Below are 14,585 nucleotides of genomic sequence, written 5' to 3'. Positions count from 1 at the left end.
TAGTAAGTGTAAATTACCTTATTGTCTCTTATATCAAGTGGCAAGCTACAAATCTATCTTTTTCTATTTCTTTAAGCTCTGGCTCTTTTTGAGAGCAAATTTCTTTGGCAAATGGGCACCGTGTATGGAATCTACAGCCGGAAGGTATTTTTGTTGCTGACGGTATCTCACCCTTTGGCAGGAGTTTTTCTCTTCTGATATTCGGGTCAGGAATAGGAACAGAGCTCATCAAAATCTTCGTATATGGATGAAGTGGCTCCTTAAAAAGGTCAAATGTCTTTGCTATCTCAACGATTTTACCCAAATACATGACTCCTATTCTATCACATATATACTTTGCACTCGCCAAATCGTGGGTTATAAACAGGTATGTTAAACCAAAAGTCTCTTTAACATCTATCATAAGCTTTAGTATTTGAGACCTTACCGATACATCAAGCATTGCTGTTGGCTCATCAGCCACGATAAACTCTGGGTTTGTTATTAATGCCCTTGCTATTACAACCCTTTGTCTTTGACCACCGCTTAAATGTTTTGGAAACCTGTTGTAAAACTCTTCTGCCGGCGATAGATTTATCTTCTCAAACAGCTCTAATATTCTCTCCTTTCTCTCGTTTTTTGTGCCTATGTTGTGAATCTCAAGTGGATGAGAGACAATTTTACCAATTCTCATGTAAGGGTTTAAGCTCGCCATCGGGTCTTGAAATATGATTTGAAAATTCTTTCGCTCTTTTCTGAGCTCCGATTTTGGCAGTTTGGCTAAATCTTTGCCTTTAAAGATAATACTTCCTGCTGTTGGCTCTGTTAGCCTTAAAACCGTTCTGCCGAGTGTTGTTTTTCCGCTTCCGCTTTCTCCGACTATACCGAGCGTTTCGCCTTTTCTTATACTAAAAGAGACATCATCAACAGCTTTCACAGTTGGCTTATCTTTTGAAAAGAAGGACGCAAGCCATGAGCCTTTTAATTCAAACTCTTTTTTTAAGTTCTTTACTTCAAGGATTTTCTCCATTTTAATCACCATACAACCAGCATTTTACCCGTCTGTTTTCGCCAATAGTTATATCGGGTGGCTCTTTTTGAGAGCAAATCTCTTTAGCAAACGGGCATCTTGGTGAAAATCTGCAGCCTTTTGGTAAATTCTTAGGGTCTGGCAGACTGCCAGGTATGAATTTTAACTCCATGTCTTCTAATTTTACATTCGGTATTGATTGAAGCAGAAGCTGTGTGTAAGGATGCAGCGGGTTGTTGTATAGTTCTTTAACTTCGCCATACTCAACCAAATGCCCTGCATACATAACAGCTACTGTCTCTGCAAGCTCTGCCACTATGCCCATATCGTGTGTTATAAGCATTATTGACATTTTTCTTGTTTTCTTAAGCTTTTTAAGCACTTGCATTATCTGTTCTTGCACGACGACATCTAAGGCTGTTGTTGGCTCGTCTGCAATCAGAAGAGAAGGTTTTAGAGATATTGCAATAGCTATCATAACCCTTTGTCTCATTCCACCGCTAAACTCAAATGGATAGTTGTTTAGTCTCTTTGGGTCAACACCTACGGACTTTAGGGATTCTGATGCTATCTCAACCATCTCTTCTTTTCTCATATCTGGGTGATGAACCTTGAACAGCTCAAAGAAGTGGTCTCTTATTCTCATAATGGGATTTAGACTCGTCATGGGGTCTTGAAATATCATAGCTATCTCTTTGCCGCGAAGTTTGCGCATCTCTTCATTGTTTAGTTTCAGTAAATCTCTGTCTTTGAAAAATATATTGCCTTCAATCTTTGAATTCTGCGGCAGAAGTCTCATTATAGCAGTGCCAAAGGTTGATTTACCACAGCCACTCTCACCAACAATACCCAAGCTCTCTTCTTCGTTTATCGTTAAATTTATGCCATCAACAGCTTTGATTACTCCTTTTCTCGTTAGATATCTAATTCCTAAATTCTTTATCTCAACAAGTGGCATTATCTCTTCTCTCCTATGTTTGGATTGAAGTACTCATTTAGACCTTCTGCAAACATACTAAATCCCAATACAATCAAAATTATGGCTATACCCGGAAAGAAGGCCATCCACCAGTTGTTTGAGACTATGAACTGCTGACCATTTGCTAAGTCATAGCCCCAGTCTGGTGTTGGCGGTGTTATACCAAGACCCAAGAAACTTAAACCAGCTTCAGTCATTATAGCATCAGCTATGTTCATTGATAAAACAACGATAATCGAAGGCAACACATTGGGCAGTATGTATTTAAATATGATTGTCGATGTTTTTGCACCGATTGAGTATGCGCTCTCAACATAAAGCTCGTTTTTTACACTTGCAACCTGGCTTCTTATAACCCTGTAATATGTGGGTATGTAAACGACAGCGATGGAAAGAGAGATGTTTATTATCCCAGGCCCTAATACAGCGGCTATAGCTATTGCAAGTATAAGCCCAGGAAATGTATAGACAGAGTCCATAATCATAGTTATGACTCTATCTAAGGGTCCACCTATATATCCAACAATAAGCCCGGTTGGAATACCGACTGCCGCAGCAATAAGTGTTGCAATAAAAGCTATGGTTAAAGCCATTCTTGAACCGTAAATAAACCTACTGAATACATCATAGCCAAGGTTGTCCGTTCCCATGAGATGATGGATGTTTGGTGGAAGCAGTGGTTGACCTGATGGTTGAGTTGGGCTGTATGGTGCGATTAATGGTGCAAATATTGCCATTAAAATGAAAATTGTAAGCAGAACAAACCCGGCAAATGCCATTTTGCCGCTTGAGTCTCCGAGTAAGTCTTTTAAAAAAGAAGAAAACTTTGCTGAAATCATCTGGTTTGAGTTTTCTATCATTGGGCTAATACCTCACTCGTGGGTTTATCCATGCGTTTATAACATCAACCAAAATACTTATGATAGCAACAAATATAGCAAAAAATACAACAGTGCCTTGAATAGCAGGAAAATCCCTTGCATGTATTCTCGAAACCAAATAACTGCCTATTCCAGGCCATGAGAATGTAACTTCAGTCAAAACTGCACCACCAAGCAGAAGGGCGAATTGAAGACCCATAATTGTAAGAATAGGCGGTAAAGCGTTTTTTAAGGCGTGTTTGAATAGAACGGTTTTTTCTTTGATTCCTCTTGCTCTGGCTGCCACAACAAACTGAGACGATAGTGTCAGTATAACATTTGAGCGCACCATTCTTACAAATATACTCGAAATAACAACACCAAGCGTTATGGAAGGCAAAATTAAATGCATCAGAGAATCTTTTAAAACATCCCACTGTCCGTTTATTATCGCATCAACGACATACATGCCTGTGTATGTTTTGTCTGGTGTCATAAACGGTGATGACTCGCCAGATACAGGAAGCCAATTAAGCCAGACACCAAATACCAACTGAAGCATCAAACCAAACCAGAAGACAGGGAATGAGTAAACGAATATTGAATAGATACGGGCTGAGACATCTATTGGTGAGCCCAACTTATACGCTGCAAATGTTCCGTAGAATATTCCGATAACAACGGCAATTATCATTGCAAAGATGGTTAGCTCTAATGTTGCTGGAAACTTCTGTTTTAACTCATCGATTACAGGCATTCCTGTAACCGTTGATTTGCCAAAATCACCCTTTGCTATGTCTTTTAAATAGTTCGCATACTGAACAAGGATAGGTTTATCCAGCCCCATCTGATGTTCCATGGCTTTTACGACCTGCGGCGGTGCTTTAGGCCCAAGCATAGCAAGGACAGGATTGCCCGGCAGCACCCTTAAAACAAAGAATACAATTGTTAGGATTATAAGCACCATCGGGATGGATAAAAGTATCCTTGTGAAGATGTAGGTTTTCACTTCAACCCCCTTACACGAAAAAAGGGGGAATTACTTCCCCCTTCTATTTTTTGTAAAGCAGATAATATCTAAAGATTTGCACTGGGTCAAGCAGTAAGCCTTCTATGTTTGGTTTTGCAACGACTCTTTGTTTACCCTGGAAAAGCGGAACATAAGGTGCTTCCTTTGCGAGTATCTCTTGAACTTTGTAATAGAGCTTTGTTCTTGCTTTGATACTTGTCTCTTTTCTTGCTTTTAGAAGTAACTCATCAACCTTTTTGTTTGAGTAAAAGCATCCCATCTGTGGTGATGCGCTGCTTGCAAGGAACGGCCACATGTAATCATCTGGGTCAAAGTAATCTGGATACCAGCCGAGTAGGAACATTCCCATTATACCCTTTGTCCAGTAATCTATGTATGTAGCCCACTCTGCAGACTTAAGTTGACACTTGATGAGACCTGTAGCTTCAAGCTGATTTTTGATTGTGAGTGCTAATGATGCTTCCGTGGAACCGTAATGACTTGGACTATACCAGAGTGTTATCTTAAGTGGATTCTTTTTTGAGTATCCTAATTTTTTCAAAATTGCTATAGCTTTCTTTAGGTTGTAGTGTGGCATAACGGGTTTGTGTCCCCACATACCTTTTGGTATTAGCGTGTAAAGTGGGCTTACCTGGTTGTTAAACACATCCTGTATTATCTGAGCTCTATTTATTGCGTAAGATATTGCCCTTCTTATGTTAACATTATCAAATGGCTTCTGTTTGACATTGAATACTATCTCTCTAATAAATGGGCTTGGACCAACTAAAGCTTTAAAGTTTTTGTTTTTCTGAATCTGGGAAAACTGCTGTGGTAAGAGTGTTCTATATGCGACATCAATCTCTTTGTTGAGTAAAGCAATATATAGGACATTGGCATTTCTGTAGAGTTTTACAAGTATAATTGGCGTTTTTGCCTTCTCGCCGTAGTAGTTAGGGTTTCTTATTAGTTCTATCTGTTGGCCTCTTACCCATTTTTTAACCATGTAAGGGCCACTTGCAACAGGTATGCCATTGTATAGCTTGTCCTTAGGATACACCTTTGGGTCAACAGGGTATGCGACATTAAATGCCATTATGTTGATGAAAGGTGCAAATGCGTACTTTAGGTGAATTCTTAACTCGTATTTGTTTACAACTTCAATTTTCTTTATAATATCGCTTAGAAGGAATGCTGGCTCTTGGTTGAGTCTTATCACCCTTTCAAATGAGTATTTGAAGACTTCAGCTGTTATCGGGTCGCCGTTTGAGAATTTAAGACCCTTTCTCAGATAAAATGTGTAAGTTAAACCATCTTTTGAGATAGTCCACCTTTTTGCCATTGCTGGGACTATCTTTGTCGTTCCAGGGATGTATTTTACCAATCCTTCCATGATGTTCTGCAAGATGTTGTCAGATAGATAGTCGTAAGCTTTTGCTGGGTCTAATGATGCAATCTTGTCTGTTGTTCCGATGATGATGTAATCCTTTTGCGAGATGGCATACGATGATAAAGAAAAGCTCAAGATGAGAACAAGTGCCATCAAACTGCCGAACAGTTTACGCATAATAACCTCCTACAAAAAGTTTTTTGTCTTTTTTTATTACCATATTTTCCCTGTTGTGTCATTAAATTTTTAAGTATAACTAAATTATTTTGTTAGAAATAAATACTGACACAAACGGTTATTCTATAGTACCGAGGAAATCATCTATAGACATTGGTTTGAAGAATAGAAATCCTTGAAAGTAATCGCATCCCATATCTTTGAGAATCTTATACTGCTCTTTCTTTTCTATCCCCTCTGCTATTGTTTTTATGCCAAGCTTATTTGCGATATATATTATAGATTCGACGATGTTTTGAGTATGCTTGCTATGAATCAGCTTTCTAATAAAAGAGATGTCTATCTTTAAAAACTTCACAGGCAGTTCAGACAGATAAGAGAGCGATGAATATCCCGTGCCAAAGTCGTCAAGCATAAATTGAATACCCTTTAGACTGATTGTTGTTATTATCCTTTTGACAGGATTAAAATCTTTTAAAAATGTCCTTTCAACGATTTCAAATCTCAACAGTTGTCTCTCCTCTTCGCTTAGTTTACTTAAAATTTCACTCAAATCTTCAAGGAAATATTTATGCTTCAATGTCTTTTCGGATATGTTAACAGACAAGGGAACGGTTTTTGTATTTCTCTCTTTTTGAATTCTTATAATGTCTGCTGCTGTTTTTATCATCAACTTCTCAGCGCTTATTATTAAGTCTGTTGACTCAAGAAATGGTATAAACTCAGACGGCGGAACAACTTCTGTGCCTTTTACCCAGCGTATCAGGGACTCCGCACCTGCGATATTCTCGTCTTTATCAACATAGGGCTGAAGGTAAGCTGTAAATTCGTTGTTTTGAATCGCCTTTTCTAACTCTGTTTTTAGCTTTATTCTCTCTATGGTTAGCTTCTCTAAATCTTTTCTAAAAAAGCCTATCTGATTTTCGCCTTTGGCTTTTGCATCTGCAAGTGCAATCTGGGCTTTGTTTAATAACTCCTCGGATGTTTTTCCATCTTTGGGAAATAGGCTTAAGCCGATATTAAATGGAAGTGTTATCTGATGGTTTCTGATGTTATAAGGTATGGTCAGGGTTGCCAATATTTTCATTGCTATTACGAGTATATCTTCTTCTCTTCTTATATCCTTTATAAGAACACCAAATCTGTCTGATTCCAGCTTTGCGATTATGTCATAACTGCGCAGGTGTTTTTTTAATCTCTCTCCAATTATTCTGAGTATCTCATTTCCCATTTCAAAACCAAAGGCTTGATTGATGCTCTTAAACGAAACAGGGTTTATTATTGCTATAGCTCCAAGTTGCCTTTCGTGTTTTGCCCTTGCAATGAATCTTTCTGTGGCTTCTTTAAATGAGAATAGATTCATTAATCCCGTTATAGAGTCATACCTTAGCAGTCTATTTAACTCTTCTTTAAGCTTGTCTTCTTCGGTTATTCTCTTGCCAAGAGAGATAAAATGCGTTATTTTGTTATCTTTCTTAAAAGGTATAATTGTTGTGTAAAAGCTCTCTGGCTTGCCGTCTTTTGTTGCGTATGTTATCATGCCTGTAAATGTTTCTGAGCTCTTAAGCGATGACTGTAATTTTTCTAAGGTATTTAAGGATTGTTTTGAAAAAAATATTGAGTATGGCTTCTGGTATATCTCTTCTTCTGTATAACCAAATGTTTCTAAGGTTTTTCTGTTTGCATATACGATATTAAATCTATCGTCTGTTATAACCAAGAATTCAAACCCTTCGTTTGTTGCAAGCTGAACTATCTCTAAGAACTTCTCCTTATCGAACTTGTTAAGCGTAAACTCTATCTGGGTTGAGATGTTTCTCAAAAGATTAAATATCTTTGCATCAAATATGTTGCTCTTGCGGGATATTAGTGTCAAAAACCCACTGCTTTTGCCATCTCTTATGATAGGAATAAAACAGCATGAGTTGAGATTAAACGATTCAAGCAGTTCATCAAACGGTTTTATGCTTTTATCAACCCTGTTTATTAAGTAAATCTTCTTGTATTTTAAAGCCTTTTCAGCAGGGTATGTGCGTATTTTTTCTCTATCTGTATAAACAGACTGTATCTTTTTGTGTATCGCCTTTACAAGGTTTGTAAGACTGGGTTCTATGGTTGAATAATGAACAATTTCATAATTATTCTGTTGTTTTCTCACGATATATGCAACATCGACAAGCTCGTTATCTGTAAATATTTTCGTCAATTTTTTGAGAAACTCATCTTCCGATGAACTTGTTGCTGATATCTGGGTTATCTGATAAAGGGTGTTGTAAAGCTTTGACTCCACCAAAAGCCTTTGCTGATACTCTTCAACTTCTGTTATATCCTTTGCAAGACTTATAAAGTTAGTAATCCTTCCCTGCTCTTTTATGGGCACAATTATTGCATCAAGATAGAATATTTTGCCTGTTTTTGACTTGTTTATGAGTTTTGCTGAAAATGTTTTGCCGTTTAAGATTGTATTCCACAGGTTTTTGTAAAACTCTTCATTATGGAAGCCACTTTTAAATATTCTTGGCGTTTCTCCGATTATCTCATCCCTTGAATACTCAGATATCCTGCTTACGGCGTCGCTTGTATGGATTATCTTTCCATCTCTGTCTGTTATAACAACCCACTCGTGCGTCGATTGTGAAGCAATTGTTAGCATCTTTAAAGTTTTTGACTTTTCTATGTTTGTAAGTGCAAATGATAAGTCGTCTTGAAGCTCTTGCAAGAGTTTTAAATTTTCATCACTGAAGGCGTTTCTAAACTTATCATGAACAAGCAAAATGTAAGCAATTTTATCTTCTTTGAATATAGGTATTGCACATACTGAGTTTATCTTGAATCTCTTTTGATCTTCTCTCCAGTAAGTCATTCTTTCATTTGTTAAAACATCATTTATTACAACAACTTTCCCTGTTAGAAAGGCTTCAGAGATGCTGCCTTTGCCGTGTGGTTTGTTTGGGTCTGCACTTACTTTCATCTTATACAAAGCATCTTGAAGCTCTTTGTCTGAAGATACGGCGAATTTTATTTTAAATTCCTTTGTCTTTTCGTCTATTGCACCTACAGTTGCAGAGAGATAACCAACAGTGTTGACAAGAACTTCACACGCTTTTTCTATTAGTTCTTTTTCTAAATCTATTCTTATGATGAGTTGGTTTATTTGGCTTAGGGCGAAAAAGAGTTTTTTAAGAGATTGCTCTTTTGATTTATCGTAAAATATAACGATACCAAATGGTTCGTTGTTCCTTATAAGAGTGAAGGCAAACAATTGCACGGGAATTAGATACCCATTTTTTGAGATAAGAGTTAGTTCTGTGTATTCTTTTTTGAATACCATACCTTTGCTTCTAAGTTTCATGTTTTTTAATATTAACTTTTTGGTTTTGCTGTCAGGAATTAACTCTATAGCGTGTTTGCCGATGAATTCTTCTTTGCTATACTCCAAAATTTCAAGAGCTTTTCTATTTGCAAAGGTGATTTTTCCCTCTTTATTATATGTAAAAACTCCAAATATATATGAGTTTTTTACTGCATCAAAAAAACCTTCAATGAACATTATTCTTCGAACTAATAAATAATTAAATATTAATACACCTTAACTTAACTATATAAAAAGTTTTTTAGAATTTCAACATTTATTTTAATTAAATTTAATTAACTAACTGATAAGCATCACACCACCGATGTTTCTGCCGCAGGTTTTGTCTCTTCTGTATGAGAAAAACCTTTTATCTTCAAAAGTGCACATTGATAGGTTTTTTATGTTCCCTTTTGGTATGCCTGAGTTAATTAGCTGATTTATATTTGCTTCTGAGAGATTGAGATAAAGCCTGCCGTTTGATTTTTTTATGAATCTACCATCGAACTTTTCTGCCACGTCATCCTTTATCTCGTAGCAATTTCCACAGATATGAGGGCCTATTGAAACTATAATATCTTCCGGTTTTGAGCCTTTTTCTATAAAAAATTCTACCATCTTTACGCTTATTTTTAAATGTGTTCCGCGCCAGCCGGCATGTGCTGCCCCTATAAAACCGTTTTTTCTATCCAGAAACATTATCGGAGTGCAATCTGCAAATTTTATAGCCAAAAACACACCCGTTCTGTCGGTAAATATACCATCTGCATCATGGATTTTGTCATCATATTCGACAATTGTGTTTGAATGCACCTGATTTAGAAGAGCAATCTCATCTGCTTTGACAGTTTCTCTTACAATCTCAAGATTCTTCCAAACATTTTCTCTTTTATCCCCAACAGTCGTGCTCACATTTAAAGAATCAAAAGGCGGTGGGCTTACACCACCAAACCTATCAAAATATACACACCTTGCACCAAACTCTCTAAATCTTAAATCTTCAATAAATCCCATTTAGCCTATCTTCTCTTTGCCAAAATAAGGAATTAAGGCTTCTGGAATCTTAACAGTTCCATCTTCCTGCTGGTAGTTTTCAAGTATGGCAACAAGACATCTGCCTACTGCAACACCGGAGCCGTTTAATGTGTGCGGGAAGTATTTTTTCTTATCTTTGCCTTTAACTCTTATTGATGCCCTTCGCGCCTGAAAGTCCAGCGTATTTGAACATGAAGATATCTCTCTGTATCTGTTTTGTCCGGGCAACCAAACTTCAATATCGTATGTTTTAGCTGCAGCAAAGCCAATATCTCCGCTTGAAAGTATAACAACTCTGTAAGGTAAGTCTAAAAGCTTTAAAACTTCTTCTGCATCCTTTGTCAACTCTTCTAATGCTCTGTCTGACTCTTCGGGTTTTGTAAACTGGACAAGCTCAACCTTGTTAAACTGATGTTGTCTAATTATGCCTTTAACATCTTTGCCATAGCTTCCTGCTTCTTTTCTGAAGCATGCCGTATATGAGACATATTTAAGCGGTAAATCATCTTCGTTTAAGATTTCTTCCCTGTGCATATTTACAAGCGGCACTTCTGCTGTCGGTATTAGGTATTGGCCGTCTGTTTCATAAGCCTCTTCTATAAACTTTGGAAATTGGCCGGTTCCAACCATTATTTCGTAATTTACGATATAAGGAGGGATTATCTCTGTATATCCATGCTTTTTTGTGTGTAAATCAAGCATAAAGTTTATCAATGCTCTTTCCAGTTTTGCTCCATCACCTTTGTAGATCACAAAACGGGAACCTGAAAGCTTTGCTGCCCTTTCAAAGTCCAGTATTCCGAGATTCTGAGCAATTTCGTGGTGTTCTTTTGGTTTAAAGTCAAACTTTGGCAACTCTCCAACCCTTCTTATCTCAACATTATCATTCTCATCTTTACCAACAGGCACATCATCTTCCAAAATATTGGGAACAAGAAGCCATCTATCCATAAAATCTTTGTAAAGTTTGTTATAATTCTCTTCTGTTTCTTCTATCTGTTGATTTATCCTGTTGACTTCGTCTATTAAATCATCAGCACTCTCTTTCTTTGCTTTTCTTCTTCCTATCTCCTTTGAGAGCTTGTTTCTTTTTGACAAGAGTTCGTCCAGCTCGGCTTTTGCTTTTCTAAGGCTTTTATCGAGCTCAATAAGTTCATCAACGTTTATATCGCTGTGCCTTTTTGCTAAGTTATCTTTTAAAAGTTCAGGATTTTTTCTTAGAATGTTTATGTCTAACATTTTATCACCTCTTTTAGGTATTTTTCGAATTCTGAGTTTATCTCTTTGTCATGCAAAGCAAATTCAACCGTGGCCTTTAGGAATCCGAGTTTGTTGCCGCAATCGAATCGTTTGCCTTCTAAAATCTTGCCGTATATTACTTCCTTTCTGCTTAAAGACTCTATTGCGTCGGTTAGCTGGATCTCGCCTTTTGTTCCAACTTTTGTTTTCTCGAGCTCTTCAAATATAGCAGGTGTAAACACATACCTTCCTATAATTGCCGTATTGCTTGGTGCTTTGTCCTTTGGCGGTTTTTCGACGAATGTATCAAGCTTAAACATACCCTTTTCTATCTCTTTCCCCGCCACTATACCATAACTTGAGACATCTTCTGGGCTCACTTCTTCAAGCCCTATAACCGAGCAGTGGTATTTTTCGAATATTTCAACGAGTTGTTGTGTTCCGCTTCTTTTGGCTTCTATCACATCATCTGCTAAAATCACGGCAAACGGTTCACTGCCTACAACATCCTTTGCCCTTAATACGGCATGCCCCAATCCCTTTGGTTCTTTCTGTCTTATATAGACAAAATCTGCCATGTTGCTTATCTCTCTCATTTTTTCAACAAGCTCTTCTTTACCCTGAAATTTTAGGTGAAATTCAAGCTCAAACGATATGTCAAAGTAATCTTCTATGGCTCTTTTGCCTCTTCCTGTTATGAATATGATTTGCTCGATTCCTGCTTTAACAGCATCTTCAACAGCATAATGGATTAATGGTTTATCAACAAGCGGCAGCATCTCCTTTGATGATGATTTGGTAGCTGGTAAAAATCGAGTTCCGAATCCAGCAACCGGCAAAACGGCCTTTTTAACCTTCACTTTTGCCTCCCATAGCCATATTTATTATCTCAAGTGTATGCCTGACTTTTATATCCTTCTTCTCTTGATTCAGAATGTCTGCAAGCTGCATGATACAGGCGCTGCAGCCTGTAACGAGATATTGAGCATGCGTCTCTTCAATATTTTTTACCTTTCTCTTTGCTATTTTTAAGGATACATCGCGGTAATCTATACTGAATGTACCACCATTACCACAGCATCTGTCTGCTTTCTTCATCTCAACAAAATCAGTCGCCTTTTTTAAAAATGCTCTTGGCTCATCTTTTATTTTTTGAGCCCTTTTTAGGTGGCATGGGTCGTGGTATGTCGTTTTTATGTTTAGTCTCTTTAAACTATTTAATGCATCGGTTTTATCATGTAAAAACTTTACAGGGTCGAGAATTTTTCTGCTTAACTCTCTTGCTCTGTCTTCCCATTTTTTGTCTTCAAAATACATAAACAGCTTGGGATAGTCGTTTTTTATCATGCTTGCACATGTTGGCTCCAAAACCAGTATATATTCAACGTCAAGATTTAAGAATAAATCTATATTTTTTTTAGCTAAATATCTTGCATCTTCAAAGTTTCCAGCAAAATAAATCGGAGCACCACAGCAGAGCTGCTTTTTCGGGACGGTAAAGTCTATCCTTAGTTTTTTCAAAATCTCAACCAACGAATCGCCTATGCTCGTGTATGTGTAATTTATTAGACAGCCTGGAAACAAAGCAATCTTAGCCCTTTTTCTATCGTCTTTGTATTTATCTAAAAATGTCTGTTTTGATATTGGCGGTAGGAGTCTGTCTTTTTCTATACCTGCAAGGGATGTTCTTAATTTTATGCCGTCTCTCGGTTTGCTTTGAGATTTTGAGAATACAGGCGAGAAGACAGATGCGCTTTTAAAGGCAAAATCCATAAGCTCTCTGCTTTTTAAAACCTTCGACATGACCTTTTTGTATGTAGGAAGTCCGTGTCTTCTTATAACTTCATGTCTTGCTATCTCAACGATTGTGTCTGTCTCTGAATTATTCGGACATGATTCAACACATGTTGTACATAAAAGACACTTATACAGATAATCTTTTGCTGTTTCTTCGGAAAAATCTATATTTCCTTTGATAAGTTCGCTTAGAAGTGTTATGTGACCTCGTGCGACAAAAGGCTCTGTCTTTTCTTCTTTAAAAACAGGACAGACACTTCGACATATACCGCACTTGACGCAGGATTCCCATGCTTCATAGAGTCTTTTATCCATTTAGAGCCTCATCTTGTGCGGATTTATTATATTGTTTGGGTCAAATGCCCTTTTAATTCTTCTTAGCAGTTCAATCTGCTCTTTTCCTATCTGCTTTTCTAAATAGTCCTGCTTTGTTATACCCACTCCATGCTCTCCGGTTATCGAACCACCAAGTTTTATGCACTCATTGAATACATCATCCATAGCCTTAAAAGCCCGCTTTGTCTCGTCTTTGTTGTCTGTGTGATACATGATATTCACATGGATATTACCGTCACCTGCATGACCGAAATTGACGATGGGTAGGCCGTATTTTTTTGAGATCTCCTGCAGTTTGCTTATCATCTCGGCTAATTTTGAGCGCGGGACAACTATATCTTCGTTTAATTTGCCGTCTGCTATGCGTTTTAGAGTTGGCGATATAGAGCGTCGTGCAAACCATATATCATCAGCTTCCTTTTCGTCTTTTGCTATTCTAAAAAGCATTACCGAGCTTTCGTTTTTGGTTAGTCTTTCTATCTTGGCTGCATCTTCTTCAACCTGATTTTTGCTTCCGTCAACTTCAACTATCAGGATCGCATCTGCATCGGGTAAATCAACTCCCGTTGCATCCTTAACCGTCTTTATCGCATCCTTATCAACAAACTCGATTGCAACAGGGATAATACCGTTTAGAAGTATTTTATTTACAAATGCTGCAGCTTTGCTCATATTGTCAAAGGCAATCTGCATTGTTTTTTTTGTCTCTGGTAAGGGAAATAACCTAAGAAGCGCCTTTGTGATTATGGCTAATGTCCCTTCGCTTCCCACTATCAGGCTTGTTAAATCATAACCTGCAACATCCTTTATGTTCTTTGAGCCTGTTTTCATGATTGTGCCGTCTGCAAGCACTATCTCAAGTCCTTTAACCCAATCTTTCATAACGCCGTATTTAACGGCCCTTGGCCCGCCTGCGTTTTCTGCTATGTTTCCGCCGATTGTCGAAAACTTCCAGCTTGACGGGTCAGGTGGAAAGAACAATCCATACGGTTTTACATACTCCTGCAAATCGTAATTTACCATACCTGTTTCAACCCAGACCATCATGTTGTCAAGGTCAAGCTCTATCACCTTATCCATCTTTTCAAGCGATAAACATATTCCACCTTCTATATTCAAAGCACCACCGGTAAAGCCGCTTCCCCACCCTCGTGCTACAACAGGGATTTTGTATCTGTTGGCTATTTTCATTAATTGAGATATCTCTTGAGTGTTTTCTGCTATAACGACAACATCGGGAAGGTACATCTTCTGTGTGGCATCGTATGAGTATTGAACCCTGCTTAGCTTATCCGTTAGGCACCTATTTTTGAATATGTTTTTTATCTTGTGTAAAGCCCTTCTGTTCATAGTGATTGAGATTATACAAATTTAAATAAAAAAAACCAGCCCGAGGGCTGGT

Annotated in this window: 11 protein-coding genes; all 11 read right to left on the bottom strand. The window is 37.6% G+C overall.

The features are described 5' to 3' along the window. Positions 1 to 28: 28 nt before the first annotated feature. Positions 29 to 1,009, bottom strand: coding sequence for an ABC transporter ATP-binding protein (locus tag G415_RS0105555; RefSeq protein WP_022670625.1), 981 nt, complete (start codon positions 1,007 to 1,009; stop codon positions 29 to 31). 1 nt (position 1,010) lies between these two features. Further along, the gene (locus G415_RS0105550) at positions 1,011 to 1,967 is read right to left on the bottom strand and encodes an ABC transporter ATP-binding protein (protein ID WP_022670624.1); all 957 of its coding nucleotides are present in this window, start codon (positions 1,965 to 1,967) and stop codon (positions 1,011 to 1,013) included. Next, positions 1,967 to 2,848: an ABC transporter permease gene (locus tag G415_RS0105545; protein ID WP_022670623.1), complete on the bottom strand. Its 882-nt coding sequence runs from the start codon at positions 2,846 to 2,848 to the stop codon at positions 1,967 to 1,969. The genes G415_RS0105550 and G415_RS0105545 overlap by 1 nt, the downstream gene beginning before the upstream one ends. A gap of 4 nt (positions 2,849 to 2,852) precedes the next feature. Continuing rightward, positions 2,853 to 3,857: an ABC transporter permease gene (locus tag G415_RS0105540; protein ID WP_022670622.1), complete on the bottom strand. Its 1,005-nt coding sequence runs from the start codon at positions 3,855 to 3,857 to the stop codon at positions 2,853 to 2,855. A gap of 43 nt (positions 3,858 to 3,900) precedes the next feature. Beyond that, positions 3,901 to 5,424 carry an ABC transporter substrate-binding protein gene (locus G415_RS0105535; protein WP_022670621.1) on the bottom strand — a complete coding sequence of 508 codons (1,524 nt, stop codon included), beginning with the start codon at positions 5,422 to 5,424 and terminating at the stop codon, positions 3,901 to 3,903. Positions 5,425 to 5,542: 118 nt separating this feature from the next. Further along, positions 5,543 to 8,974, bottom strand: a complete 3,432-nt coding sequence (locus G415_RS0105530) for an EAL domain-containing protein (RefSeq protein WP_022670619.1) — start codon at positions 8,972 to 8,974, stop codon at positions 5,543 to 5,545. 102 nt (positions 8,975 to 9,076) lie between these two features. Continuing rightward, positions 9,077 to 9,790 (bottom strand): peptidoglycan editing factor PgeF, encoded by a 714-nt coding sequence (gene pgeF, locus G415_RS09985; protein ID WP_022670618.1) that lies wholly within the window; start codon positions 9,788 to 9,790, stop codon positions 9,077 to 9,079. Further along, positions 9,791 to 11,050: a serine--tRNA ligase gene (serS, locus tag G415_RS0105520; protein ID WP_022670617.1), complete on the bottom strand. Its 1,260-nt coding sequence runs from the start codon at positions 11,048 to 11,050 to the stop codon at positions 9,791 to 9,793. Then, the gene (galU, locus tag G415_RS0105515; protein ID WP_022670616.1) at positions 11,044 to 11,910 is read right to left on the bottom strand and encodes a UTP--glucose-1-phosphate uridylyltransferase GalU; all 867 of its coding nucleotides are present in this window, start codon (positions 11,908 to 11,910) and stop codon (positions 11,044 to 11,046) included. Before galU ends, serS begins: the two co-directional genes overlap by 7 nt. Then, the gene (locus tag G415_RS0105510) at positions 11,900 to 13,162 is read right to left on the bottom strand and encodes a (Fe-S)-binding protein (RefSeq protein ID WP_022670615.1); all 1,263 of its coding nucleotides are present in this window, start codon (positions 13,160 to 13,162) and stop codon (positions 11,900 to 11,902) included. Before G415_RS0105510 ends, galU begins: the two co-directional genes overlap by 11 nt. Then, positions 13,163 to 14,533 carry an FAD-binding oxidoreductase gene (locus G415_RS0105505; protein WP_022670613.1) on the bottom strand — a complete coding sequence of 457 codons (1,371 nt, stop codon included), beginning with the start codon at positions 14,531 to 14,533 and terminating at the stop codon, positions 13,163 to 13,165. It lies immediately after the preceding gene. Between the last annotated feature and the right edge of the window lie 52 nt (positions 14,534 to 14,585).

This window comes from Hippea alviniae EP5-r (assembly GCF_000420385.1).
GTDB lineage: Bacteria > Campylobacterota_A > Desulfurellia > Desulfurellales > Hippeaceae > Hippea > Hippea alviniae.
Note: the sequence above shows the minus strand (reverse complement) of the source record. Positions and strands in the feature narration are given on the sequence as shown.